The sequence below is a fragment of the Kitasatospora arboriphila genome, assembly GCF_039528095.1.
In the GTDB taxonomy this organism is placed as follows: domain Bacteria; phylum Actinomycetota; class Actinomycetes; order Streptomycetales; family Streptomycetaceae; genus Kitasatospora; species Kitasatospora arboriphila.
Genome location: NZ_BAAALD010000003.1, coordinates 3,511 through 26,709, shown reverse-complemented (window position 1 = coordinate 26,709; position 23,199 = coordinate 3,511). Strand labels below are relative to the sequence as shown.

General features: G+C 74.6%; 23 protein-coding genes. 14 read left to right on the top strand and 9 right to left on the bottom strand.

From position 1 onward, the window contains the following. Positions 1 to 21: 21 nt before the first annotated feature. Positions 22 to 516: a molybdenum cofactor biosysynthesis protein gene (locus tag ABD353_RS02385; RefSeq protein WP_344621735.1), complete on the bottom strand. Its 495-nt coding sequence runs from the start codon at positions 514 to 516 to the stop codon at positions 22 to 24. Between the two features lie 81 nt (positions 517 to 597). On the opposite strand from ABD353_RS02385, the gene ABD353_RS02380 reads away from it, so the two are divergent. Then, entirely contained in the window at positions 598 to 1,020 is a 423-nt protein-coding gene (locus ABD353_RS02380; RefSeq protein ID WP_344621734.1) for a DUF1801 domain-containing protein, read from the top strand. A gap of 124 nt (positions 1,021 to 1,144) precedes the next feature. After that, the gene (locus ABD353_RS02375; protein ID WP_344621733.1) at positions 1,145 to 1,555 is read left to right on the top strand and encodes a VOC family protein; all 411 of its coding nucleotides are present in this window, start codon (positions 1,145 to 1,147) and stop codon (positions 1,553 to 1,555) included. An 83-nt stretch (positions 1,556 to 1,638) separates the two neighbouring features. Here the strand turns inward: ABD353_RS02375 and fdxA are convergent, their stop codons facing one another. After that, positions 1,639 to 1,962 carry a ferredoxin gene (gene fdxA, locus ABD353_RS02370; protein ID WP_344621732.1) on the bottom strand — a complete coding sequence of 108 codons (324 nt, stop codon included), beginning with the start codon at positions 1,960 to 1,962 and terminating at the stop codon, positions 1,639 to 1,641. A 94-nt stretch (positions 1,963 to 2,056) separates the two neighbouring features. Here fdxA and soxR point away from each other — a divergent pair, with 94 nt between their 5' ends. The 3 genes from soxR (at position 2,057) to ABD353_RS02355 (ending at position 5,576) form a co-directional block, all read left to right on the top strand. Beyond that, the gene (gene soxR, locus ABD353_RS02365) at positions 2,057 to 2,521 is read left to right on the top strand and encodes a redox-sensitive transcriptional activator SoxR (RefSeq protein WP_344621731.1); all 465 of its coding nucleotides are present in this window, start codon (positions 2,057 to 2,059) and stop codon (positions 2,519 to 2,521) included. 176 nt (positions 2,522 to 2,697) lie between these two features. Further along, the gene (locus ABD353_RS02360) at positions 2,698 to 4,200 is read left to right on the top strand and encodes an FAD-binding oxidoreductase (protein WP_344621730.1); all 1,503 of its coding nucleotides are present in this window, start codon (positions 2,698 to 2,700) and stop codon (positions 4,198 to 4,200) included. A 266-nt stretch (positions 4,201 to 4,466) separates the two neighbouring features. After that, positions 4,467 to 5,576 carry a mechanosensitive ion channel family protein gene (locus tag ABD353_RS02355; protein WP_344621876.1) on the top strand — a complete coding sequence of 370 codons (1,110 nt, stop codon included), beginning with the start codon at positions 4,467 to 4,469 and terminating at the stop codon, positions 5,574 to 5,576. A 338-nt stretch (positions 5,577 to 5,914) separates the two neighbouring features. Here ABD353_RS02355 and ABD353_RS02350 read toward each other — a convergent pair whose 3' ends face one another. Further along, entirely contained in the window at positions 5,915 to 6,223 is a 309-nt protein-coding gene (locus ABD353_RS02350) for a hypothetical protein (protein ID WP_344621729.1), read from the bottom strand. Between ABD353_RS02350 and ABD353_RS02345 the strand changes: the two genes are divergently transcribed. Further along, positions 6,204 to 6,386, top strand: a complete 183-nt coding sequence (locus tag ABD353_RS02345) for an MmyB family transcriptional regulator (protein WP_425555058.1) — start codon at positions 6,204 to 6,206, stop codon at positions 6,384 to 6,386. The two genes, ABD353_RS02350 and ABD353_RS02345, sit on opposite strands and share 20 nt — an antisense overlap. Before the next feature lie 215 nt (positions 6,387 to 6,601). Here the strand turns inward: ABD353_RS02345 and ABD353_RS02340 are convergent, their stop codons facing one another. After that, positions 6,602 to 7,732 carry an FAD-dependent oxidoreductase gene (locus ABD353_RS02340; RefSeq protein ID WP_344621875.1) on the bottom strand — a complete coding sequence of 377 codons (1,131 nt, stop codon included), beginning with the start codon at positions 7,730 to 7,732 and terminating at the stop codon, positions 6,602 to 6,604. A 788-nt stretch (positions 7,733 to 8,520) separates the two neighbouring features. Continuing rightward, complete coding sequence (locus tag ABD353_RS02335) at positions 8,521 to 8,979, bottom strand: carboxymuconolactone decarboxylase family protein (protein ID WP_344621874.1); 459 nt, start codon at positions 8,977 to 8,979, stop codon at positions 8,521 to 8,523. 277 nt (positions 8,980 to 9,256) lie between these two features. Here ABD353_RS02335 and ABD353_RS02330 point away from each other — a divergent pair, with 277 nt between their 5' ends. Then, positions 9,257 to 10,258: an SCO2583/SCO2584 N-terminal domain-containing protein gene (locus tag ABD353_RS02330; protein WP_344621728.1), complete on the top strand. Its 1,002-nt coding sequence runs from the start codon at positions 9,257 to 9,259 to the stop codon at positions 10,256 to 10,258. A gap of 27 nt (positions 10,259 to 10,285) precedes the next feature. Here ABD353_RS02330 and ABD353_RS02325 read toward each other — a convergent pair whose 3' ends face one another. Further along, on the bottom strand, positions 10,286 to 11,290 hold the full coding sequence (locus ABD353_RS02325; protein ID WP_344621727.1) for an aldo/keto reductase family protein: 1,005 nt from the start codon (positions 11,288 to 11,290) through the stop codon (positions 10,286 to 10,288). 34 nt (positions 11,291 to 11,324) lie between these two features. Further along, positions 11,325 to 11,696 (bottom strand): winged helix-turn-helix transcriptional regulator, encoded by a 372-nt coding sequence (locus ABD353_RS02320; RefSeq protein ID WP_344621726.1) that lies wholly within the window; start codon positions 11,694 to 11,696, stop codon positions 11,325 to 11,327. A gap of 106 nt (positions 11,697 to 11,802) precedes the next feature. Between ABD353_RS02320 and ABD353_RS02315 the strand changes: the two genes are divergently transcribed. Next, positions 11,803 to 12,168, top strand: a complete 366-nt coding sequence (locus ABD353_RS02315) for a DoxX family protein (RefSeq protein ID WP_344621725.1) — start codon at positions 11,803 to 11,805, stop codon at positions 12,166 to 12,168. A 27-nt stretch (positions 12,169 to 12,195) separates the two neighbouring features. On the opposite strand, the gene ABD353_RS02310 is transcribed toward ABD353_RS02315, so the two are convergent. Further along, complete coding sequence (locus tag ABD353_RS02310; protein ID WP_344621724.1) at positions 12,196 to 12,516, bottom strand: hypothetical protein; 321 nt, start codon at positions 12,514 to 12,516, stop codon at positions 12,196 to 12,198. 87 nt (positions 12,517 to 12,603) lie between these two features. Further along, positions 12,604 to 13,359 carry an alpha/beta fold hydrolase gene (locus ABD353_RS02305; RefSeq protein WP_344621723.1) on the bottom strand — a complete coding sequence of 252 codons (756 nt, stop codon included), beginning with the start codon at positions 13,357 to 13,359 and terminating at the stop codon, positions 12,604 to 12,606. 204 nt (positions 13,360 to 13,563) lie between these two features. On the opposite strand from ABD353_RS02305, the gene ABD353_RS02300 reads away from it, so the two are divergent. The 6 genes from ABD353_RS02300 to ABD353_RS02275 all read left to right on the top strand — a co-directional run bounded on the left by ABD353_RS02300 (position 13,564) and on the right by ABD353_RS02275 (position 22,874). After that, positions 13,564 to 14,337, top strand: a complete 774-nt coding sequence (locus ABD353_RS02300) for a class II aldolase/adducin family protein (RefSeq protein WP_344621873.1) — start codon at positions 13,564 to 13,566, stop codon at positions 14,335 to 14,337. Beyond that, positions 14,334 to 15,041 carry a TetR/AcrR family transcriptional regulator gene (locus ABD353_RS02295; RefSeq protein ID WP_344621722.1) on the top strand — a complete coding sequence of 236 codons (708 nt, stop codon included), beginning with the start codon at positions 14,334 to 14,336 and terminating at the stop codon, positions 15,039 to 15,041. The genes ABD353_RS02300 and ABD353_RS02295 overlap by 4 nt, the downstream gene beginning before the upstream one ends. Positions 15,042 to 15,111: 70 nt before the next feature. Continuing rightward, positions 15,112 to 16,005, top strand: a complete 894-nt coding sequence (locus ABD353_RS02290; RefSeq protein ID WP_344621721.1) for an alpha/beta fold hydrolase — start codon at positions 15,112 to 15,114, stop codon at positions 16,003 to 16,005. Between the two features lie 272 nt (positions 16,006 to 16,277). Beyond that, positions 16,278 to 20,144 carry a Pls/PosA family non-ribosomal peptide synthetase gene (locus ABD353_RS02285; protein WP_344621720.1) on the top strand — a complete coding sequence of 1,289 codons (3,867 nt, stop codon included), beginning with the start codon at positions 16,278 to 16,280 and terminating at the stop codon, positions 20,142 to 20,144. Continuing rightward, entirely contained in the window at positions 20,141 to 21,523 is a 1,383-nt protein-coding gene (locus ABD353_RS02280) for a M1 family metallopeptidase (protein ID WP_425555057.1), read from the top strand. The genes ABD353_RS02285 and ABD353_RS02280 overlap by 4 nt, the downstream gene beginning before the upstream one ends. 712 nt (positions 21,524 to 22,235) lie before the next feature. Continuing rightward, positions 22,236 to 22,874: a class F sortase gene (locus tag ABD353_RS02275; protein ID WP_344621718.1), complete on the top strand. Its 639-nt coding sequence runs from the start codon at positions 22,236 to 22,238 to the stop codon at positions 22,872 to 22,874. The last annotated feature ends 325 nt before the right edge of the window (positions 22,875 to 23,199 follow it).

Sequence of the window (23,199 nt, the reverse complement as noted above, 5' to 3'; positions counted from 1 at the left end):
CTGCCGGTCTCCGGCCGGGCCTCAGTCGGGCAGGACGAGGAACTCCGCCGGTCCGAGCGTGAGGACGCCGTCGCTCAGCGGGGTGCAGCGGACGCCGCCCTTGTCGCGCAGGGCCCGCTGGGCGCCGGGGCCGATCACGGCGTCCATCCACGCGCAGGGCCGGGCGGCGCGGCGGACGGCCAGCAGGACGGGCCCGGTGCCGCAGTCCAGCGAGACCGTCCGGCCCAGGAGCGCGTCGACGTCGACCCCGCGGAGCAGCACGTTGCGGCGGGTGTGCCGCAGGTCCGTGCCGGGCCGGATGTCGAGCGGGAGGTTCTCGGCGGCCATCAGCGTGACGGCGGCGTCCCGGTGGGCCGGGCGGGCGTAGTAGCGGTCGCCGACGAGGCCGAGGCCCTGCCGCACCTCGGCGCTGCCGACGAGTTCGTCCGGGTGCGCCGGGGACGGCCCCTCCGACGGGCGTCCGGTGTACCGGTGCGCCGGCGACACCAGGAGCTGCACCACCTCGACCACGGCCATGCGGGCCAGCCTACGCCGCCGCGCGTCGCCGCCCGACGGGCCCGGCCCTCCGCGGGCATGCTGGTGGGATGGGTGACCGCGATGGCTGAGCCGAAGACCGTGCGGACGGGTGCCGACCCCGCCGCGTTCCTCGCGGGTGTAGGCGACGAACGGCGGCGCGCCGACGCGCAGCAGCTGTGCGACCTGCTCGCCGGGGCGACGGGCGCGCCCGCGGAGATGTGGGGCGGGTCGATGGTCGGCTTCGGCTGCTACCGCTACCGCTACGCGAGCGGCCGCTCGGGCGAGTGGCCGCCGATCGCGTTCGCCCCGCGCAAGCAGGCGCTGGTGCTGTACGTCGCCGAGGGCTTCGAGCCGTACGCCGGCCTGCTGGCCCGGCTCGGCCCGCACACCACCGGCAAGGGCTGCCTCTACCTCGAACGGCTCGCCGACGTGGACCGTGCGGTGCTCGCCGAGCTGGTCGCGACGTCGTTCGAACGGATGGACGGCCGGACGGTCACCCCGTAGCCGCGCGGCCCGCCGGACTCCGTTCGGGCCCGATGCCGAGACGGCCGGTGCGCCCTCCCCGCCGACGGCGGGACGGTCGCCTACGCTGCGGCAGACCGACGCGTCATCAGGAGAGGAACCCCTCATGGCATCCCGGCTCAACCCCTACATCAGCTTCGACGGCGACGCCCGCCAGGCGATGGAGTTCTACCAGGGCGTCTTCGGCGGCGACCTGGACCTGAACACCTTCGGCCAGTTCAACCCGGACCAGACCGGGGAGATGGCCGACCGGATCATGCACGGCATGCTGGTGACCCCGCGCGGCTACACCCTCATGGGCGCCGACAACCCGCCGGGCATGGAACACCGGCCGGGCAACAACATCACGGTGAGCCTGAGCGGCGACGACGACGCCGAACTGCGCGGCTACTGGGCGGCGCTGTCCGAGGGCGGCACGGTGGCCGTCCCGCTGGAGAAGCAGATGTGGGGCGACGTCTTCGGCATGTGCACCGACCGCTTCGGCATCACCTGGCTGGTCAACATCAGCGAGGCCTAGGCACCGTCTTCAGAAAGGCGCTCGGGTGGTGACTTCAGGGGCGCGTGGGGCTGTGAAGACGGGCCCCCGCGCCCCCTCGCGGGTCAGGCGGTGTCCTGGACCGGCAGCGCCGCCACCATCGGATGGTCCTTCCCGATCGGGCCGAGCCTGGCGCTGCCGCCCGGGGAGCCGAGGTCGGTGAAGAACTCGGCGTTCGCCGTGTTGAACTGCCGCCACGGCTCCGGGGTGTCGTCCTCGAAGTAGATCGCCTCGACCGGGCAGACCGGCTCGCAGGCGCCACAGTCGGTGCACTCGTCGGGGTGGATGTACAGCATCCGCTCCCCCTCGTAGATGCAGTCGATGGGGCACTCCTCCAGGCATGCCTTGTCCTTGACGTCCACACAGGGCAGGGCGATCACAAACGTCATCGGGCTGCCGTCCTCTCCGGTCGGTGCTGCTCGCCGTTCTGGCACGGCCGACCGTAGGGCCTCAAGTAAACTTGAGGTCAACAGGAGGCGGTGCATGACGACCCGACAGCCCGGCGAGGCCAGGGCCACCCCGGACGACTGGCTGGCCATCGGCGAGGTCAGCGCACGGACCGGCGCGGCGGTGTCCGCCCTGCGGTTCTACGAGGAGCTCGGCCTGATCGCGTCCGAACGCGACGAGCGCAACCAGCGCCGCTACCCCCGGCACATGCTGCGCCGGGTCGCCCTGATCTCGGTGGCGAAGCGGATCGGCATCCCGCTGCAGGACCTCCGGGAGGCGTTCGCCGACGTCCCGCTCGACCGGCCGCCGAGCCACGACGAGTGGCAGCGCGCCTCCCGCGGCTGGAAGCGCCGCCTGGAGGAGCGCCGGCAGACCATCGAACGGCTGGAGGCCGAACTCACGGGTTGCATCGGCTGCGGCTGCCTCTCGATGAAGGCCTGTGCCCTGCTGAACCCCGGCGACGCGCTCGCCGAGGACGGCGCAGGCCCCCGACGCCTGTGAGACGGACTCCCGTTCGGGGCGTCCCGCCACCGGTCGCCGCGGACCACCCGGCGGCGTTCGCGTGAACCCCGTTCGCCCACGGAGTGTCACCGCCGCCCCCGTCACCGCGCGGCCCCACCCTCTGACTGTGCGCCGCGGGAAGGGCCCGCCGGACGCCGCGCAGAACGGGGAGCCCCATGCCGCTCGATCGACGATCCGTCCTGCGCACCGGCGCCGTCGCCGTCGCCGGTCTCGCGTTCGCCCCGGGTTCCCTCACCCCCGCGGCCGCCGCCCCGCACACCCCCGGCCAGGACCCCGGGCCCGCCGCCTGGCGGGAGCTGCGCCGCCGCCTCAGCCCGGCCGCCCGCCTCTACCGGCCCGGCGACCCCGACTACCCGCTCCAGGCCGTCGCCGACAACCAGCGCTACGCCGCGATCCGACCGGCCGGCGTGCTCGCCTGCGCCACCGAGAACGACGTGCGCGTCGCCGTCCGCTGGTGCGCCGCCCACGACGTGCCCCTGGCACCGCGCTCCGGCGGCCACAACTACGCCGGGTACTCGACCACCACCGGCCTGGTCGTCAGCCTCCGTGCGATGAACCGGGTCACGCCGGCCGGGAGGCGGCTGCACCTCGGCGGCGGCGCCACCAACTCCGACGTCTACGCCGCCCGCGCCGCCGGCCTGTACTTCCCCGGCGGGCGCTGCCCAGGCGTCGGCGTGGCCGGCCTGGCCCTCGGCGGCGGACTCGGCTTCAACGACCGCAAGTGGGGCCTGACCTGCGACAGTCTCGTCGAGACCCGCCTCGTCCTCGCCGACGGCACCCTGGTCCGCGCCACCGCCGACGAGAACCCCGACCTGTTCTGGGCCTGCCGCGGCGGTGCCGGCGGCAACTTCGGCATCAACACCGCCTTCGTCTTCGACGCCGTCCCGGTCGACCGCCAGCGCGCCACCGTCTTCGACCTGACCTTCCCCCTCACCGCCGCCCGACCCGCCGTCGACCACCTCCAGCGCCTCCTCGAGGCCGACCGCAGCGGCGACCTCGACACCCGCATCGGTTTCAGGAACACCGGTGACGGCCGGACCTCGCTCTGGACCCTCGGCCAGCTCCTCGGCCCCGAGGACACCCTGCGCCGTCTCCTCGCCCCGCTCTTCGAACTGCGCCCCGACAAGGCGTTCATCGAGGAACGCGACTTCTGGACGGCCCAGGACCACCTCATGGACACCCCCGGAGCACCGGACTGCTACGCCTCCAAGTCGCTCGTCCCCGACCGGTGGCTGAGCCCCGCCGCCGTGGCGGACGTCGTCGAGTGGACCCGCTCCTGGCGGCCCGGACTCTCCGGCGCGACCGGCTACGTCACCCTCTTCGCCATGGGCGGCACCAGCGACCGGCCCCGCCCCGACGAAACCGCCTACCCGCACCGCGACGCGACGTACGTCATCGACATCGGCACCCACTGGAAGCCCGGCACGCCGTCCGACCAGGTGGACCGCCTGCTGGCCCAGACCCGTGCCGCCCACCGCACCCTGCGCCGCCGCCTCGACACCGACAGCGCCTACGTCAACTTCCCCGACCCCGACCTCCCCGACTGGCAGCACGCCTACTACGGCGCCAACTACACCCGCCTCACCCAGGTCAAACGCCGCTACGACCCGACGGGCCTCTTCCACTACGCCCAGGGCGTCACCGCGCGGAACGCCTGACACGGACGGCCCGAATCCCGCCGCCCGCCCGCCGTTCGCCCACCGCCCGCCCGTCAGCCGCCCGGGCGGCCGGAAGGCCGGGGTCCGGATGTGGCGGCGGCCGGGCCATGGGGCAGGATGGCAGTCCGTTCGGAATGCGTACATCCGCTCCAATGCGGCTGCGCACCACACGACCTGACAGGCGACAAGGTGACGACACAGTACATACGGCGGCCGGCGGCGGCCCGTTCCCTCGCCCTCCACGCTGCGGAGGCGGGACGGTGACGGTGACCCGGGACCTGGTCCTGCACGACTGGGTGGTGGCCGGCATCGCCCTGGCCTCCGGATGTGTGGCCGGTCTGGTCCTGCGGGCTCTGATGAAGTGGCTGGGCAAGCACGCGGGCCGGACCAAGTGGAGCGGCGACGACATCATCGTCGACGCACTGCGCACCGTCGTCCCCTGGGCGGCCGTGGTCGCCGGGGCCGCGGTGGCCGCTTCGGCGCTGCCGCTCACCGCCCGGATCGGGGGGCTGGTCGACAAGTCGCTGACGGCCGTGCTCATCGTCATCGCGACACTCAGCGCGGCCCGGGTGGTGGCCGGGCTGGTGCAGTCGGTGGCCGCGTCCCGGACGGGCGTCGCGGCGTCCGCGACCATCTTCGTCAACATCACCCGCATCGTGGTGCTGTCGATGGGCGTCCTCGTCGCCCTGGAGACCCTCGGGGTGTCCATCGCCCCGCTGGTCACCGCCCTCGGAGTGGGCGGCCTCGCGGTCGCGCTGGCGCTGCAGGACACCCTCGCCAACCTCTTCGCGGGCGTGCACATCCTCGCCTCGAAGACCGTCCAGCCCGGTGACTACATCCGGCTCACCAGCGGGGAGGAGGGGTACGTCGTCGACATCAACTGGCGCAACAGCGTGGTGCGCAACCTGTCGAACAACCTGGTGATCATCCCCAACGGCCGCCTGGCGCGGACGAACATGACGAACTACTCCCAGCCCGAGCAGAAGCTGTCGATCCTGGTCCAGGTCGGGGTCGGCTACGACAGCGACCTGGAGCACGTGGAGAAGGTCACCCTCGACGTCGTCGACAGCGTGATGGCCGACATCAGCGGCGGCGTACCCGACCACGAGGGCGCCGTCCGCTTCCACACCTTCGCGGACTCCAGGATCAACTTCACGGTGATCCTGGGCGTCGGCGAGTTCAGCGACCAGTACCGGATCAAGCACGAGTTCATCAAGCGCCTGCACCAGCGGTACCGCACGGAGGGCATCTCGATCCCCGCCCCCACCCGCACGGTCTCGCTCCAGCAGGACAACGCGGGCACACCGTCGCCCCTCCCGCAGGTCCCGCACCAGTGGGACGCGTCGTCCGAGGAACTGGCGGACCAACGGCGCTAGGACGTGTCCGGTCGATCACGTGCGGAGTCAGATGACGAGGGCGGCTGTGGTGACGGTGCCGAGGTGGCGTGCCGCGTCCGCACGGGTCGCGGAGTCGAGTGTGGACGCGGTTCAGCAGTCTCGCCCCGGCGCTCGCCTCCTTGCAGGACGGGCATGCGGGTGAGCACGGCGGACCGGGTGCTTTCCGAGGTCCGGTCCTGCGCCGGCCGGGCGATCCCGCCCGGCCGGCGGACGACCGGGCGGGGGTGAGGACCGCTGGTACGGCCGGGATTCCGGCCGTACCCGGGCCCTCCGGCAACGGGCTTCGCCCGTCCGCCCCACCGGCCGGCCGGCGGAGATCAGGCGGCCGGGAAGTCGGTGGCGGAGGCGGAAGCGGCAGCGGCGTCGAGGTCGGCCCGCAGTGCGTCGACCTTCGCGGTGGCGAAGGCGTGGGCGTCCGATCCCAGCACCTGCCGCAGCGGGCTGTCCCGGTCCGTGGCGTGGCGGATGATCGCCGCGGCTCCCTTGACGGGGTCGCCGAGCTGACGGCCTTGCAGGTCGAGATGGTCCGCGACCATGGCCCGGAGCTTCGGGTAGTGCTCACTGGTCCGGAAGGGCAGGGCCAGCGAGTGGGCACTGAGGAAGTCGGTGCGGGTCGGCGAACTCACCGTCGCGTACGAAACCCTCCCCCTGCCCGGCGACAGTGAGACCGTCCTGCTCCTCTACACGACCGAAGCCGCCTCCCCCTCCGGAGAGGCCCTCGACCTCCTCGCCTCCTGGACACTCACCCGCCCGTCCACCCCCGGTCCCACTGCCGCGGAACGGAGATGATCGGGCGGCCACGGTGCGGCGTGCCGGAGCGCCCCGGCAGGGCGGCCCCGGCAGCGCCGACCCGAGGCGGGATGTGATGGCTCTCCGGTTGATGAGGATTCCTCAATGAACCCATGTTCTTGAAGGGGTTCAGGGCGGTCCGGCCGGCCCGGGCAGCCTCGCACGGCGTCCGCCCGGGGGTGGTGAGGAGGGCATCGGCCCGGGGCTCGAGTGGCTCATTGGCGCTTCTCGGTGAACATGGTGATCAGGCCGTGGGCCGTGTTGTCGTCGGAGTCGATCCGGTGGACCTCGACTCCTTCGAAGGTGGCGATCTCGGCGCTGCGGGGGAACATGGACTGCTCGTACTCGGTGAGCGCGGCCTCGACGTCGCCGGGGTGTGCGGCGAGGGCCTTGCCGAGTTCGGCGCCGTCGAGCATGGCCAGATTGGCGCCTTCACCGTTCGGGGCCGCGAGGTGGGCGGCGTCGCCGACAAGGGTGACCCCCGGCACCCGGTCCCACCGGTGCCCTGCCGGCAGGGCGTGGTGGGGGCGCAGGACCGGCGCGGTGTCGCTGCCGGTGATCAGCGCGGTGAGTTCCGGTGCCCAGCCGTCGAACTCCGCCGCGATCCGCGCGGTGGCCGTGGCGGCATCGGTGAAGTCGATCGCGGCGAACCATTCCTGCGGCTTGGACAGCGCCACGTAGGTGTGCAGGGTGTCGCCGCTCTCCCGGTGGGCGAAGATCTCCTTGCCCGGCGTGGGCGCGATCATCGACCCGCCGCCGACCGCTTTCGCGGCGGCGGTGTGCCGGGTGTCGGCGTCGAACAGGTAGGTCTCGACGAACGAGGTGCCGACGTACTGCGGTGTGGCGGTGGAGAGCAGCGGCCGAACCCGTGACCACGCGCCGTCCGCGCCGACCAGCAGACCCGTCACGAGGGTGGTGCCGTCGGCGAAGGTCACCTCGTGGCGGCCGTTCCCGAGGGCGCGGGCGTCGCTGACCCTGTGCCCCCACCGAACGGTGCCGGCCGGGAGCGATTCGAGCAGGATGCCTCGCAGCTCGCCGCGCATCGCCTCGGGGCGTCCGCCCGTGCCGTCGTCGGTCTCTTCGAACAGGACGGTCCCGTCCCGGTCGAGGACCCGCATCGCCTGACGGCCCTCCAGGACGATGGCGCGGAACTCCTCCATCAGGCCGGCCGTTTCGAGGGCGAGCTGCCCGTTGTAGTCGTGGATGTCGAGCATCCCGCCCTGCATGCGCTCCGTCGGGGAGGAATCGGCCTCGTAGACCGTGACCGGGATGCCGTGGAGGTGCAGGACGCGGGCCAGCGTGAGCCCGCCGAGTCCGGCGCCGATGATCGTGACTGGGGTGTGTATGGTGACTCCTTCGGGATCGGGCCGCCCGGTGAGCTCCGGCCGGCCGTCTCCGGAAAGGTGCCAACCTCCGCTGACGAACCACAGGCATCCCACCGACAGCCCCCGACAGCGCTCCGACACGACACCGGCACGGCACCGGCACCGCAGATCAGCTGCCTGTCAGGCGGACACGCGCTCCTGGTTGGGCCCGTAACCAGGAGGGGACGGTGAGCGGGGGTGACCGTGTTCAAGGCTCTGACCGGAGTTCCGTGAAAACCGGGATGACCTCGCTGGAGCTGGCGCGTCCCGAGGGTGGGGACGGAGTACCGCTCGATTCCTCAGGACTCGGCGGCCGCACGGCCTCGGGGAACGCTCGGCCTTCGGGAGTAGGGCCCTGCGCCGGTACGGCGGTCGTCACCGCTGTTGGTACCGCAAGCACGACCGGCACGTCGAAGGTCGGCGCCCTGGGCTGGTGGCCGTCGCACCGGCACCGTACCCACAGACGGATCAGCCCTCCGTCGCAGCGGCTGCGCCGGTGGGCGTCGCCGTTCGACCGGACCGGGCGGGCGGCCGGGCGCGCTCCAGCAGGAGTTCGCGCCGTGCACCGGATTCCAGAGGCTCGGCGGGCACGCTGCGGCCGTCGGGGGTAGCCCTGTCGACACCGGGCCGGGACCGCAACGAGGACCGCGAGGCACGCGAGGACCGTGCCGGCGCGGCCGACCGGGGCTGTCGAGGACCGCGCCCCGTCACCGTGCCGGGCCCGGGCCGTCCGGGGGGACGGGCCGGGCCCGGTGTGGTCGGACGGTGCGTCAGGTCCACTGCTCGGAGGGGGCGACGCCGGGGACGGGCTTGCCGATCAGGGCGAGCGGGACGAAGAAGTTCACCTGGCCGATCGCTAGGGTGAGGGTGGTGAGGGCCGTCGGGTCGAAGTGCCGGGCGGCCTCGGCGTAGAGCTCGTCGGGGACGCGCTCGCCGGCCGGGTTCGGGGTGAGCACGGCCTCGACCAGGGCCAGCGCGGCGCGCTCCGCGGGGGTGAAGTAGGGGGCGTCGCGCCAGGTGGCGACGGCGGTGATCCGTTCCTCGCTCTCCCCCGCCTTGCGCAGCATCCCGGCGTGCATCACGACCAGGTAGGTGCTGCCGACGAGCTGTCCGGCGCGCAGCTGGACGAGCCCGATGGTGGTCCGCGGCACGGAGCGGTTGCCGGTGGCGCGGAAGAGCCAGCCGCTCAGCTCCTTCAGCTCGGGGACGAGCGCCACGGGGTCGGACATCCGCGAGGTCAGGGCAGCGGTCTCTGTGGCAGCGGTCTCCGTGGCAGTGGTCTCGGCGGCAGCGGTGGAGGCGGCGGTGCTGGTGCTGGTGTTCACGGCGGGTTCCTCCCGGCGGGTTCCGATGTGCTTGCACTGCACTGACGGATGCCGTCCCGAGGATGTGACGGCTTCGCCGAAGAAGTTCCTCCCGCCGGGCGCCGCAGCCGGCCGCCGGGCCGTCAGGCGCCCGGCGGGACCCGGCGGCCGCGGTGTCGGCGGCCGTGGGCATACTGGCGCGATGCCGATAGCCGACGACCCGCAGCCGCACCCCTCCGAGGAGCCGGAGCCCGGTGCCCCCGACCCGTTCGAGGGGCTGGTGCTGGACGAGCGGTTCGTCCGCGCCGCCACGGTGAAGGAGCCCGCGGCGCGGACCCGTGAGCTGTCGGCGAGGTGGCGGGTTGAGCCGCCGGTCGATCCGGGTGGCCGCCGCTGGTCGCCGTCGTCCCCGGGCCCCGTCCGGCGGCCGGGGGGCGGTCGCCGGGCGCTGACGGTGGCGTTGGCCGTGCTGGCGGCGGCCGGAGCGGTCGTGGCGGTGACGCTCCGGCCGGGCGGTCTGCTGGCGGGCGCCGGTCCGGCCCCCGAGGTCCCGGTGATCACCAAGGCGCAGGACACCGCGCTGCCGGGCGGCGGGACCACCACGGGCAGCGCATGCGGCTCGAAGGGCTTCCACCACTACGCCGTGCCGCCGCGGTCCGACCCGGCCGCGGGCACGGGCACGTCGGACGAGCGGCCGGGTCCGCAGCTCGTCCTCACCTCCTACGGCTTCGAGCGGCTGGGGAGCGGCGACCCCGGGCACTTCACCGTCGGCCTGGCGTTCGCGCAGGTCGGCGGGCGGACCGGCGGGCAGGGGTCGGCGCGCCCGCTGCCGGGGTCGGGTCCGTTGACCGCCGCGGTCGAGATCGAGGGCCCGGACGGCCTGGTGGGCGGTGCCTACGGCCTGCCGCTCACGGACGGGGAGGCCGCGCCGCAGGACGCCGGGGCGCAGGCGGTGGACCTCCGCTCCGGCGGCGACGCGGATTTGGTGCTGCCGCTCGCGGCGCTCTGCCCCGGCGTCGACGCCCTTGCGGTCTCCCGCGGGCTCGCCCCGCCGGTGGACGGGTCGAACACGATCACCGGCCAGCCGCGGTACACGCTGACGGTCTCGGTCTCGGACCCGGCGGTCGGCGATGCGCGGCGCGCCGCGGGCTCGCCCGTGCGCGGGGACGTGCTGAGCGCCACCAACCGCGTGCCGCTCCGGTAGATCCGGTGGCGCGGGGAGCCCCGGTGGCTACGGGCGTTCCTTGGGGGCGTTCTGGGCCGTCCGGGCCGGGTCGGTCTCGGCGACCGGGGCGAGGATGTCGTCCATCGCCTTGAGCAGGTCGGCGTCCAGCCGGACGCCGGCCGCCCCGGCGTTCTCGACGACCTGCTCGGGTCGGGAGGCACCGATGATCGCGGCGGAGACGTTCGGGTTCTGCAGCACCCAGGCCACGGCCAGCCCGGCCATGCTCAGGCCGGCCTGCTCGGCCAGCGGGCGGAGCAGTTGGACGCGTTCGAGGACGTCGGCGCGCATCCACCGGGCGACGTACTCGGCGCCGCCCTTCTCGTCGGTGGCCCGGGAGCCGGCCGGCGGGGCGGCGCCGGGCAGGTACTTGCCGGTGAGCACGCCCTGGGCGATCGGGGACCAGACGACCTGGCCGATGCCGAGTTCCTCGCAGGTGGGGACGACCTCGGCCTCGATGACCCGCCAGAGCGCGCTGTACTGCGGCTGGCTGGAGACGAACGGCACCCGCAGTTCGCGGGCGAGGGCGTGGCCGGCGCGGATCTGGTCGGCCGTCCACTCGGAGACGCCGATGTAGAGGGCCTTGCCGGCGCGGACGACGTCGGCGAAGGCCTCCATGGTCTCCTCGAGCGGGGTCGAGGGGTCGTAGCGGTGCGCCTGGTAGACGTCGACGTAGTCGGTCTGCAGGCGGCGCAGCGAGCCGTCGATGGCCTCCATGACGTGTTTGCGGCCGAGGCCGCGGTCGTTGCGGCCGGGGCCGGTGGGCCAGAACAGCTTGGTGAGGATCTCCAGCCCTTCGCGGCGTTCGCCCTTCAGCACCCGGCCGAGCACCGCTTCGGCGCGGGTGGCGGCGTAGACGTCGGCGGTGTCGAAGGTGGTGATGCCGGTGTCGAGGGCGGCGCGGATGCAGGCCGCGGCGGTGTCCTCCTCGACCTGGGAGCCGTGGGTGAGCCAGTTGCCGTAGGCGATCTCGCTGATGACCAGGCCGCTGCGGCCCAGGTGACGGAACTCCATGCCGGTGGTCCTCTCCGAACGGGTGTCCGTCCGATCATCCCCCGTCGTAGGCGGCCCTGCTGGCCTGGATCCGGGCGTTGTGCTCGACGGCCCAGCCGGCGAGCGCCAGTGCGGGCGGGATGAGGCTCCGGCCCAGGTCGGTGAGCGCGTACTCGACGCGCGGCGGAACCTCGGCGTGGGCGGTGCGCGAGACGAGGCCGTCGCGTTGGAGGTTGCGCAGGGTGAGGGTGAGCATCCGCTGCGAGATGCCGGGGATGTGCCGGTGCAGTTCGCCGAAGCGCAGCCGGCCCTCGTCGAGGGTGGCGACGACGAGCAGCGTCCACTTGTCGCAGATCCGGTCGAGGACGGCGCGGACGGTGCTGCCGCCGTCGCCGCGGATCATGCAGGTGTGTTCGTACTGCGTCATGGCTGCTCCCCGTGTCTCACGCACATCCGTGTGCCTTTTGTAGGCCCTCCGGCCGTGACCCATGATGGGCGCCTCACCGCAGGTCACTGCTCCCAGGGGGCTTCTCATGCATGTCGCGTACTGGTTCGTCGCTGCGCTCCTCGCGCTGTTCTACCTCTACTCGGGCGGCAAGAAGGTGCTGCAGGACCGGGAGGTGCTGCGCCCGATGATGGGCTGGGTGGACGCCGTGCCGCTCCCGCTGGTCCGGGTGGTCGGGGCGCTGGAGGTGCTGGGTGCGCTGGGTCTGCTGCTGCCGCCGCTGACGGGGGTCGCCGTCGGGCTGGCCGTGGCGGCCGCGGTGGGCCTGGTGCTGGTGCAGGTCGGTGGCGCGGCGCTGCACCTGTCCCGGGGCGAGGTGCGGGAGATCGGGCTGAACCTGGTGCTGCTGGTGCTGGCCCTGGTCGCCGCCTGGCTGGGCACGGCACTGGTCTGAATCGCTCGGCCGCTGCGGCGGGGCCGGTCAGGCGAGCAGGGCCCGGACCGCGCGGCAGGTGATCGCGGACGGGCGGTGGATGCCGAGGCGGACGGCCGTCGACCGGATCCGGCGGTTGGTGGCCTGCTGGGGCAGGTACACCCCGGAGTCGAGCAGGACGACCGCGAGTCGCATGGCCTTCAGCCGGCGGTTGTGGTCGATGTACCACTCGCGGGGCATGCCGGCCGGCAGCGGCCGGACGGCGGGCGGGCCGGAGCGGTGGACGGGACGCGCCCGCCGGGTGGACGGCGTGCGGTGGACGGACGGCGTGCGGCGGACGGACGGGACGAGTGCCTGGGCAGCGGACATCGACGACCTCCTGGTGCGGTGGTTGGGGGCGCTCGCTGATGAATCCCATGGTAGGCGGGGGTACTGACAATCCGCCGGGTCGCCGGGTCAGGACCGCAGGAAGGCCTCCAGTGCGGTCGCGAAGGCCACCGGGATCTCGTGCATCGGGTAGTGCCCGGAGTTGGCGAGGACGGTCAGTCCGGCGTTCGGGTAGTGCTCCAGCCAGGTGTGGCGCATCAGTTCGGCGGAGAGCGCCGGGTCGTGCTCGCCGACGAACACGCCGACCGGCAGCGGGCTGCCCGCGACCTTGGCGGCGAAGTCCTGCGTCGTCCAGTCCGCCAGGTAGCCGGCGAAGGCCTCCGGCCGGGAGCCTGCGACCGAGCGGGCGGTCATCCGGTCGAGCCAGCGGCCGCAGGCCCGGTGGCCGGTGACGAGGTCGAGGATGGCCCTGCGGTTGGCCGGATACTGCACCGCGCCGTGGAAGAGTTCGTGGGCGTCGCCCTCCAGCGGGTAGGCGCTCGCGGGGACGGGGGCCACCGCGGCGAGCCGGCGCACCCGGGTCGGCGCCTCGGCGAGGATCCGCTGCGCGGCCTTGGCCCCCATCGAGTGCCCGACCAGCGAGAAGGTGTCCCAGCCGAGCTGGTCGGCGAGCGCGAGCGCGTCCGCGGCGATCTCGGCGAGGGTGAACTCGCCGTCCACGTCGATCCGTTCGCCGTAGCCGCGGTAGTCGAGGAAGGCGTAGCCGAACGCGTCCGGATCGAGCAGGTCGGGGAAGTCGCCCCAGCCCGCGCTGGTGCCGAACCAGTCGTGCAGCACGAGGACCTTGTGCGGGCCGGTTCCGATGCTTCGGTGACTGATCGCCATCGTCTGCTCCCTCTGCGTGATGGTGCCGGGCGGGTCGATCATCCCACCCGGCGCCGGGCGACACGCCAGGACGGATCGCGCCATCCCGGCCGGGAGGCGCCGTGCCGCACCCCTTGTGAAATGCGTCCATTGGACGCATGATGGGGCGCCGAAGCAGTACCGACCGGGAGAGGGGACACCGTGGCGGAGACGATCAGCGCGTTCATGCCGGTGCAGGAGGGCCTCGAGTTCGACCTGCCACCGCAGTTCGCGACCGTCGAGGAGGAGCGCGAGCACCGCAAGCAGCGCCTGGCCGGCGCCTGCCGGGTCTTCGGGCGGCTCGGCTTCTCCGAGGGGGTGGCCGGGCACATCACCGTCCGCGACCCGGAGTTCCCGGACATGTTCTGGGTCAACCCGTTCGGCCTGTCGTTCCGTCAGGTCCGGGTGTCCGACCTGCTGCTGGTCGACCACGAGGGGCGGGTCCGGCACGGCCGCCGCCCGGTGAACCGGGCCGGGTTCGTCATCCACTCCGCGATCCACGCGGCCCGGCCGGACGTGGTCGCCGCCTGCCACGCGCACGCCGTGCACGGCAAGGCCTGGTCGAGCCTGGGCCGCCCGCTGGACCCGATCACCCAGGACGCCTGCGCGCTCTTCGAGAACCACGTGGTGGTCTCCGAGGGCGGCGGCGAGGTCGTCCTCGACGAGGAGGCGGGCGCGCTGCTCGCCGCCGTCCTCGGCCCGCACCGGGCCGCGATCCACCAGAACCACGGCGTCTTCACGGTCGGCGAGTCCGTCGAGGAGGCCGCCTGGTGGTTCATCAGCATGGAGCGCAGCGCCCAGGCCCAGCTGCTCGCCGAGGCCGCCGGAACGCCTCGGGTGATGAGCGCCGAGGCGGCCCGCTACACCCGCGAGCAGACGGGCTTCCCGCTCGCCGGCTGGTTCTCCTTCCAGCCGCTGTGGCAGGACGTCGTCCGCTCCGACCCTGACCTCTTCGAGTGACCGGGCCGGCCTCGCCGGGCTCGGCCGCCTGGTGGCGGCAGCGGTACGACGAGCGGGCCCGGCGCCGGCCCCGGGCGGGCGGACTGACCCTGGCGGCGATCACCGCCGCCGCCCTGGAGATCGCGGACGGCGAGGGGCTGGACGCCCTCACGATGCGCCGCCTCGCCGACCGGCTGGGCACCCGCCACACCTCGCTGTACCGGTACGTCGCCAGCCGGGAGGAGCTCCTGGTGGAGCTGGTGGACCACGTGCTCGCCGAGGTCCGGCTGCCGGAGGAGACGGCCGACTGGCGGTCCGCCCTGGCGGCCGGCGCCCGCGGGTTCCGCGGCGTCCTGCTCGGCCATCCCGCGGTGGCGCCGCTGTTCGTCGCCGGCCAGCTGCTCGGCCCGAACGCGCTGCGCGCCCGCGAGCACGCCCTCGGTGTGCTGATCACGACCGGCTGGGAGCCCGCCACCGCGGTGCACGTCTACCTGACGGTCATGCACTTCGTGATCGGCTCCGCCCAGATGGACGCGGGCGGCGCCGCACGGACGGCGGCCGAGCGCGCCGCGATGGCCGAGCTGTTCGCGGCCCTGCCGGAGTCCACCCACCCGGTCGTCCGCCGCCACGCCGAGCTGCTCAACGCGCCGGACAGCGACGAGGAGTTCGACTTCGGGCTCACCGCGCTGCTGGACGGCGTCGCCCTGCGCCGCCCGGCGCCGTGACCGCGCGCCCGACCACCGTGCGCCCGACCACCGTGCGCCCGACCACCGGCAGTCCCCGACAGGAGGCACCGTGACCCCGCCGACCGAGACCGAGCTGCCGCCGCTGGCGGAGTGGACCGCGGGCGGGCGCCGCCTGGCCGTCCGCGGCCCGCGCGGTGCGCACACCCTGTTCGTCCGCCAGGACGGTCCGCCCGGCGGGCGGCCGGTGACGCTGCTGCACGGCTTCCCGACCTCCTCGCATGACTGGGCGGCCGTGGCGCCCCGACTGGCCGCGGACGGCTGCCGGGTGACCACCCTCGACCTGCTCGGCTTCGGCGAGAGCGACAAGCCGCGCCGGCACGCGTACTCACTGCTGGAGCAGGCCGACCTGGTGCAGGCGGTGTGGCAGGAGCTCGGCGTCGGCGCGACGGCGCTGGTGGCGCACGACTACGGGGTCAGCGTCGCGCAGGAGCTGCTGGCCCGGGACGCCCCGCGGATCACCCGCACGGCGTGGCTGAACGGCGGGCTCTGGGCCGACCTGCACCGGCCGGTCCCGATCCAGCGGCTGCTGCACGGCCCGCTCGGGCCGCTGCTGGCCCGGGCGACGACCGAGCGGCGGTTCGCCGCCTCGATGCGGCAGGTGCTGGCCCGGCCGGTGTCCGACACGGCACTGCACGAGATGTGGCTCGGCATCGCCCGTGCGGACGGCCGGCTGCTCGCGCCGCGGCTGCTGCGCTACATCGACGAGCGGCGCCGCCACGCGGCCCGCTGGGGCGCCGCCCTGGAGGGCTACGACGGACCGATGCTGTTCGTCTGGGGCCCCGCCGACCCGATCAGCGGCGCCCATGTGCTGGCCCGGGTCCGCGAGCGGATCCCGCACGCGGCGGCGGTCGAACTCGCCGGCCCGCCGCCCACCGGCCACTACCCGCAGGTGGAGAACCCGACCGAGGTCGCAACGGCCCTGCTCGCCTTCCTGCGCGACTAGGACGTGTCTTCAAAGGCGTGCGGATGCCACACAGGGGCGCGTGGGGGCACCTGGCGTGACCACCCGGCGCCCGGACGACGCGGTCTTGTCCGCTTCGGAGCGGTCCGGCAGGCTGCCGCGTGGGCGGCGGGGCTCCCGGTCGCCCGAGCGGTGGCTCGGCGCGCCGGGTGGTTGGCTTGGCAGGGCGGCAATGCCCAGGTCGGTAGATTTGTCCGGGTTGTCGCGCTTTGGACGCCTTCGATGGGTCTCCCGGGAGCCGGGAAGGGGACTGCATGACTGTGATGACCGACCCCGAGACACCGCTCGCGTTGTTCCCCGGCCGTCCGCCGGCAGCCGTCCGCACGCTGGTGGACGTGCTGCGGGCGACGGCCGCGGCGCACCCGCACGAGCCCGCGCTGGACGACGGCCGCACGGTGCTGGGCTACGCCGACCTGCTCGACGAGGTCGAGCGGCTGCGGCGGCACCTGGCCCGGGCGGGCATCGGCCTCGGCGACCGGGTGGGCGTCCGGGTGCCGTCCGGCACCAACGACCTGTACGTGTCGATCCTGGCCGTGCTGGCGGTCGGCGCCGCCTACGTGCCGGTGGACGCCGACGACCCGGACGAGCGCGCCGAGCTGGTCTTCGGCGAGGCCGACGTCAACGCCGTGCTCGGCCCCGACCGGGAGCTGGGCCGGGTCAAGCCGTCCGGGAACGAGGCCGCGAGCCCCGACCCGGAGGACGACGCGTGGATCATCTTCACCTCCGGCTCCACCGGCCGGCCCAAGGGCGTCGCCGTCACCCACCGCAGTGCCGCCGCCTTCGTGGACGCCGAGGCCGGACTGTTCCTCCAGGGCGAGCCGATCGGGCCGGGCGACCGGGTGATGGCCGGGCTGTCCGTCGCCTTCGACGCCTCCTGCGAGGAGATGTGGCTGGCCTGGCGGCACGGTGCCTGCCTGGTGCCCGTCCCCCGGGCGCAGGTGCGCAGCGGCGCCGACCTGGGCCCGTGGCTGGCCGAGCAGGAGATCACGGTGATCTCCACCGTGCCGACCTTGGCCGCGCTCTGGCCCGCCGAGGCGCTGAACGAGGTCCGGCTGCTGATCTTCGGTGGTGAGGCCTGCCCGCCGGAGCTGGCCGAGCGGCTGGTCACCGAGGGCCGCGAGGTGTGGAACACCTACGGCCCGACCGAGGCGACCGTGGTGGCGTGCGCCTGCCCGCTGACGGGCGAGGGCCCGGTGCGGATCGGCCTGCCGCTGGACGGCTGGGAGCTGGCCGTCGTCGACGGGGAGGACCGGCCGGTGCCGATGGGCGGCAGCGGCCAGCTGGTGATCGGCGGTGTGGGGCTGGCCCGGTACCTCGACCCGGTGAAGGACGAGGAGAAGTACGCCCCGCTGGAGGCGCTGGGCTGGGCCCGCGCGTACCGCAGCGGTGACCTGGTCCGCGCGGACCCCGAGGGGCTGGTCTTCCTCGGCCGCGGCGACGAGCAGGTGAAGCTCGGCGGCCGCCGGATCGAGCTGGGCGAGGTGGACGCCGCCCTGCAGGCGCTGCCGGGGGTGGCCGGTGCGGCCGCCGCCGTTCGTTCCGCCCGCAGCGGCAACCAGCTGCTGGTCGGCTACCTGGTCGTCCGGGAGGGCTTCGACCGGGCGGCCGCGGTCGAGCGGCTGCGCTCCGAGCTGCCCGCGGCGCTCGTCCCGCTGCTCGCGACCGTCGAAAAACTGCCGTGCCGCACCTCCGGCAAGGTCGACCGGGCCGCGCTGCCCTGGCCGCTGCCCGACGTCGAGCAGGGCGGCCCGGGCGAGGAGCTGTACGGCACCGAGGCGTGGCTGGCGGAGCAGTGGGCCGAGGTCCTCGGGGTGCCGGTGCGCAGCGCCGACGACGACTTCTTCGCGATCGGCGGCGGTTCGCTGGCGGCCGCGCAGCTGACCACCCGGCTGCGCACCCGCTGCCCGGCGGTGTCGGTGCTGGACGTCTACCAGCAGCCGACGCTGCGCAAGCTGGCCCGGCTGCTGGAGCGGTCCGCGCCGGCCGGGGCGACGGCCCGCCGGGTGGAGCCGACACCGATGCGGGCCGGGCTGGTGCAGCTGTCGGCGCTGCTGCCGCTGTCCGCGCTGATCGGGCTGCGGTGGAGCGTCCCGCTGCTGGCGCTCGGCTCGGTGCTGCACGTGCTCGGCGGCTGGGCCTGGGTGCCGGCCGCGCCCTGGTGGGCGGTCGCGGCGGGTGCGGCGCTGCTGTTCTCCGCGCCGGGGCGGCTGGCCGCCGCCGCGGGCGGTGTCCGGCTGCTGCTGCGCGGTGTCGGGCCGGGCACCTACCCGCGGGGCGGCGGTGTGCACCTGCGGCTGTGGGCCGCGGAGCAGTGGGCCGAGGCGGCCGGTGCCACCTCGCTCTCCGGGGCGTGGCTGACGCGCTACGCCCGGGCGCTGGGCGCGCAGGTCGGCGAGGACGTCGACCTGCACACGCTGCCGCCGGTGACGGGTCTGCTGCGGCTCGGCAAGGGCTGTGCGATCGAGAACGAGGTCGACCTCGCCGGGTACTGGCTGGACGGCGACCGGCTGGAGGTCGGCGCGATGAGGGTCGGCGCGGGCGCGGTGGTCGGGACGCGCTCGGTGCTGTTCCCCGGCTCCAGGGTCGGCAAGCGCGCCGAGGTCGCGCCGGGCTCCGGCGTGGCCGGGCACGTGCCGACCGGGCAGCGCTGGGGCGGCGCCCCCGCCGTCAAGATCGGCAAGGCGGAGCGCGGCTGGCCCAAGCAGCGGCCCGCCCGCAGCACCCGGTGGGCCGCGGTCTACGGCCTGACCGGCTCCGCCCTGGCCCTGCTGCCCGCGCTGTGCCTCGTTCCGGCGCTGCTCACGGCCGGGCTGTTCGTCCACCCCGGCGACGACCTGCCGACGGCGCTGCGCGGTGCGCTGGCCGCGGTGGTGCCCGCCACCCTGGTGTACGGCCTGGCGTACGCGGCGGTCGTGCTGGCGCTCGTCCGGCTGCTCAGCCTCGGGCTGCGCACCGGCCACCACCCGCTGCACGGGCGGACGGGGTGGCAGGTGTGGACGGTCAGCCAGCTGATGGACCACGCCCGGCAGACGCTCTTCCCGCTGTACGCCGGGCTGATCACCCCGCTGTGGCTGCGGCTGCTCGGGATGCGGGTCGGCCGCCGCGCCGAGGTCTCGACGGTGCTCGCGCTGCCCAGCCTCACCACCGTCGGCGACGGCGCCTTCCTCGCGGACGACACCCTGATCGCCCCGTACGAGCTGGGCGGCGGCTGGCTGCGGGTGGGCCGGGCCGCGGTGGGGCGCAAGGCGTTCCTCGGCAACTCCGGGATGACCGCGCCCGGCCGTTCGGTGCCGGACCGGGGCCTGGTGGGCGTGCTCTCCGCCACCCCGAAGAAGGCCAAGCGGGGCAGCTCCTACCTCGGGATGCCGCCGGTGAAGCTGCCGCGGTCGGCGGACACCGCGGACGCCGCCCGTACCTACGAGCCGTCCGGCAGGCTGCTGTGGGCGCGCGGCCTGACCGAGCTCGGCCGGCTCGTCCCGGTGTTCGCCTCGGCCGCGCTGGCGGTGCTGACCGCGGTCGCGCTCTGCGCCCTGGACGGTGCGGTGCCGGGCGGTGCGGTGCTGTTCGCCGGACCGGTGCTGCTCGCCGCCGGGGCTGCGGCCTGCGCGGTGTCGGTCGCCGCGAAGTGGCTGCTGGTCGGCCGCTGCCGGGCGGCGGAGCACCCGCTGTGGAGCGGCTACGTGTGGCGCAACGAGCTCGCCGACACCTTCGTCGAGGTGCTGGCGGTGCCGTGGCTGATCGGCCGGGTGCTCGGCACCCCGGTGCTCAACGTCTGGCTGCGGGCCCTCGGCGCCCGGGTCGGCCGCGGCGTGTGGTGCGAGAGCTACTGGCTGCCGGAGACCGACCTCGTCACCCTCGGCGACGCGGTCAGCGTCAACCGGGGATGCGTCCTGCAGACGCACCTCTTCCACGACCGGATCATGCGGCTCGATACTGTGGAACTCCGCGAGGGCTCGACCCTGGGCCCGGGCGGGATCGTGCTGCCCGGCAGCACGATCGGGGCCCGCTCCACGCTCGGCCCGGCCTCCCTGGTGATGCGTGCGGAGTTCGTCCCCGACGACACCCGCTGGCTCGGCAACCCGATCGAGGCCTGGCAGCGCCCCGGGCACCGAGCCACATGACCGAGACCGCGCACGGAGAGAACCGACCGGTGAGCCCCAAGCAGACCGAGGCCGCTGCCGCCGACCCGTACTTCCCGAACAACGGCGACCACCGGTACCGCACCCACCGGTACGAACTCACCCTGGACTACCGGCCGGGCCCCAACCGGCTGGCCGGCACGGCTCGGATCACGGCCATAGCGGGCCGGGCACCGCTGCGCGAGTTCGCCCTCGACCTCGCCCCGTTCAAGATCGGCCGGGTGCTGGTCGACGGGCGCCCGGCCCACTACACGCACCGCGGCGGGAAGCTGCGGATCAAGCCCGCCAAGCCCCCGACGGCCGGCGCCGCCTTCACCGTCGAGGTGCACTGGTCCGGCAACCCCAAGCCGGTCCGCAGCCCCTGGGGCGGACTCGGCTGGGAGGAGCTGACCGACGGCGCGCTGGTCGCCAGCCAGCCCGTCGGCGCACCGTCCTGGTACCCGTGCAACGACCGGCCGTCCGACAAGGCGAGCTACCACCTCTCGGTCACCACCCCCTCGCCGTACACCGTGGTCAGCGGCGGCCGGCTGCTCACCCGGACCACCCGCGCCTCCGCGACCACCTGGGTGTTCGACCAGCCGGCGCCCACCGCCAGCTACCTGGTCGGCCTCTCCGTGGGCCCGTACCGCGCCGTCCCGCTCGCGTCGCCGAGCCCGGGTGCCGTGACCCAGACCGGATACGTCCCGGCCCGGCTGCAGCAGCGCTTCGAGCACGACTTCGCGCGGCAGCCGCAGATGATGGCGCTCTTCGAGGAGCTGTTCGGTCCGTACCCGTTCGCCGAGTACGCGGTGGTGGTCGCCGACGAGGAGCTGGACGTCCCGGTCGAGGCGCAGGGCCTCGCCACCTTCGGGACCAACCACGTCGACGGCTTCCGCGGCAGCGAGCGGCTCATCGCGCACGAGCTCGCCCACCAGTGGTTCGGCAACAGCGTGACCATCGGCGGCTGGCGGGACATCTGGCTCAACGAGGGCTTCGCCAAGTACGCCGAGTGGCTGTGGTCGGAGCACTCCGGCGGCCCGAGCGCCCAGCGCAAGGCCGAGGCCGCGTACCGCAAGCTCCTCGCGCTGCCGCAGAACATCCGGATCGGCGACCCGGGCAGGAGCCTGATGTTCGACGACCGGGTGTACGAGCGCGGCGGTCTCACCGTGCACGCCCTGCGCACCGCCCTCGGTGACCAGGTCTTCTTCCGGCTGGTCCGCGACTGGGCGACCAGCCGCCGGCACTCGGTGGTCACCACCGCCGAGTTCGCCGCGCACCTCGCCCGCTACGGCGGCCACGCCGCGGACGGCCTGCTCGACGCCTGGATCGGCCGCCACCGTCTCCCGCCGCTGCCGCTCGCGGCCCGCGCGACGCCGCTGTAGGGGCGGTCCCGGCACCGGCCGGCGCGGCCGTGCGGCCGTGACGGGGGCTGTTACCGATCCGCGCGGTGGCCGTTACACGGCCGGAGGGAGTCCGTGAGGAGCGCTTCCTAGCGTGTGCGTCACCAACTCGCGTTCACCCGGACGGGAGTGGCGAGCATTCGGAGGAGTCCTCATGTCACGTACCTCGACCGTGCACCGCTCGGTGCGCTCCGCGCTGGTCTGCGCCGGAGCCGGGGTCGCCGTGGTGCTGTCCGCCGGCGCCGCGGCCGCCGACGGGTCGTCGCCGAGCCCGGTCCCCTCGGCCCCGGCGCCGACGGCCACGCGCAGCGCCGTGCCCAGCCCCGTCCCCACCCTGCCGCCGGTCGGCGCGGGCGGCCGCCGGGGCGGCCCGGCCCCGGTCGGGCCGGGCGGGCGCCCCCACCGCCCCCCCCCCCCCCCCCCCCCACCCCCCCCCCCCCCCCCCCCCCGGGCCGCCCCCCCCCCCGCCGGAGCACCCCGGCACCGATCGGTCCGGACGGCCGCCCGGCCGGCACCGCGCCGCGGGGCGGCGCCCAGACCGGTGAGGCGGACGCGGGCACCTCGCCGACCGCCGTCGTGCTCGGCTCCGTGCTGGCGCTGGCCGGCGCGGCCGGGATCGGCACCGCCGTCGTCCGTCGGCGCCGTGCCGGCGCGCAGTCGTAGCCGCAACCGACGCGGCCGGCGCCCCTCGTGGGTGCCGGCCGCGTCGGCCGGCGCGCTCGTCCTCGCACTGGGGCTCGGCACGGTGGCGTACGGCCTCACGCCCGACGGGGAGCCGGTGCGGATCTCGTACACCGGCCCCGACGCCTCGCCGCCGACCCACGCCGTGCCGTCCACGGGTGCCACCGGTCCCGGCTCCACACCGGAGGCCGAACGGTCGGCCTCGCCGCCGATCCGGCTGCTGATCCCCCGGATCGGGGTGGACGCCCCGGTCGGCCCGGTCGGCCTGAACGGCGACGGCACGGTCGAGGTCCCGCCGCTGGACCGGCCCGGCCGGGTCGGCTGGTACCGCGACAGCGCGGCACCGGGCCTGCCCGGACCGGCCGTCCTGCTCGGCCACTACCGCACCCGCAAGGGCCCCGCCGTCTTCGAACGGCTGCCGACGCTGCGCCCGGGCGACACCGTCCGGGTGCGGCGGGAGGACGGCCGCACGGTGACGTACCGGGTCCGGGCGATCCGCCAGTTCCGGAAGTCCGCCTTCCCGACCGACCTGGTGTACGGCGCCACCCCCGACGCACAGCTTCGGCTGGTCACCTGCGGCGGCACGATCGGGCAGGACGGGCACTACAGCGACAACATCGTCGTCCTCGCCGACCTGGCCGACGGAGCGTGACCCCGTCGGCGGCCGGACGGTGACCGGCCGACCGGCGGAGCGTGGCCGACCGTCCGGCGGGCGGCGGGCCGCCGGTCGGCATGGGGCAGACTGGCTGCCCTCGCGTCGTCCCGGTACGACCGTCAGCGTCCCCGTACGACCGTCAGTCCCCTTAGGGCCACCAGGAAAGGCACCGCAGCACGTGAGGAAGTGGACAGGCCCACCTGCCCGGACCGGGACGGGCGGCCGTGCCGTGGCGGCGGTCGCGGCCGTCGTCGCGGCGGTCCTGGTGCTCGCCCAACTCTGCGACGACGAGGGGCTGTTCCACGCCTGCGGGGCCTGGATG

Coding starts and splice junctions, on each gene's coding strand:
- ABD353_RS02385 (WP_344621735.1), bottom strand. CDS start 516: ATGGCCGTGGTCGAGGTGGTGCAGCTCCTGGTGTCGCCGGCGCACCGG.
- ABD353_RS02380 (WP_344621734.1), top strand. CDS start 598: ATGGCTGAGCCGAAGACCGTGCGGACGGGTGCCGACCCCGCCGCGTTC.
- ABD353_RS02375 (WP_344621733.1), top strand. CDS start 1,145: ATGGCATCCCGGCTCAACCCCTACATCAGCTTCGACGGCGACGCCCGC.
- fdxA (WP_344621732.1), bottom strand. CDS start 1,962: ATGACGTTTGTGATCGCCCTGCCCTGTGTGGACGTCAAGGACAAGGCA.
- soxR (WP_344621731.1), top strand. CDS start 2,057: ATGACGACCCGACAGCCCGGCGAGGCCAGGGCCACCCCGGACGACTGG.
- ABD353_RS02360 (WP_344621730.1), top strand. CDS start 2,698: ATGCCGCTCGATCGACGATCCGTCCTGCGCACCGGCGCCGTCGCCGTC.
- ABD353_RS02335 (WP_344621874.1), bottom strand. CDS start 8,979: ATGTCCGACCCCGTGGCGCTCGTCCCCGAGCTGAAGGAGCTGAGCGGC.
- ABD353_RS02330 (WP_344621728.1), top strand. CDS start 9,257: ATGCCGATAGCCGACGACCCGCAGCCGCACCCCTCCGAGGAGCCGGAG.
- ABD353_RS02325 (WP_344621727.1), bottom strand. CDS start 11,290: ATGGAGTTCCGTCACCTGGGCCGCAGCGGCCTGGTCATCAGCGAGATC.
- ABD353_RS02320 (WP_344621726.1), bottom strand. CDS start 11,696: ATGACGCAGTACGAACACACCTGCATGATCCGCGGCGACGGCGGCAGC.
- ABD353_RS02315 (WP_344621725.1), top strand. CDS start 11,803: ATGCATGTCGCGTACTGGTTCGTCGCTGCGCTCCTCGCGCTGTTCTAC.
- ABD353_RS02310 (WP_344621724.1), bottom strand. CDS start 12,516: ATGTCCGCTGCCCAGGCACTCGTCCCGTCCGTCCGCCGCACGCCGTCC.
- ABD353_RS02305 (WP_344621723.1), bottom strand. CDS start 13,359: ATGGCGATCAGTCACCGAAGCATCGGAACCGGCCCGCACAAGGTCCTC.
- ABD353_RS02300 (WP_344621873.1), top strand. CDS start 13,564: ATGCCGGTGCAGGAGGGCCTCGAGTTCGACCTGCCACCGCAGTTCGCG.
- ABD353_RS02285 (WP_344621720.1), top strand. CDS start 16,278: ATGACTGTGATGACCGACCCCGAGACACCGCTCGCGTTGTTCCCCGGC.
- ABD353_RS02280 (WP_425555057.1), top strand. CDS start 20,141: ATGACCGAGACCGCGCACGGAGAGAACCGACCGGTGAGCCCCAAGCAG.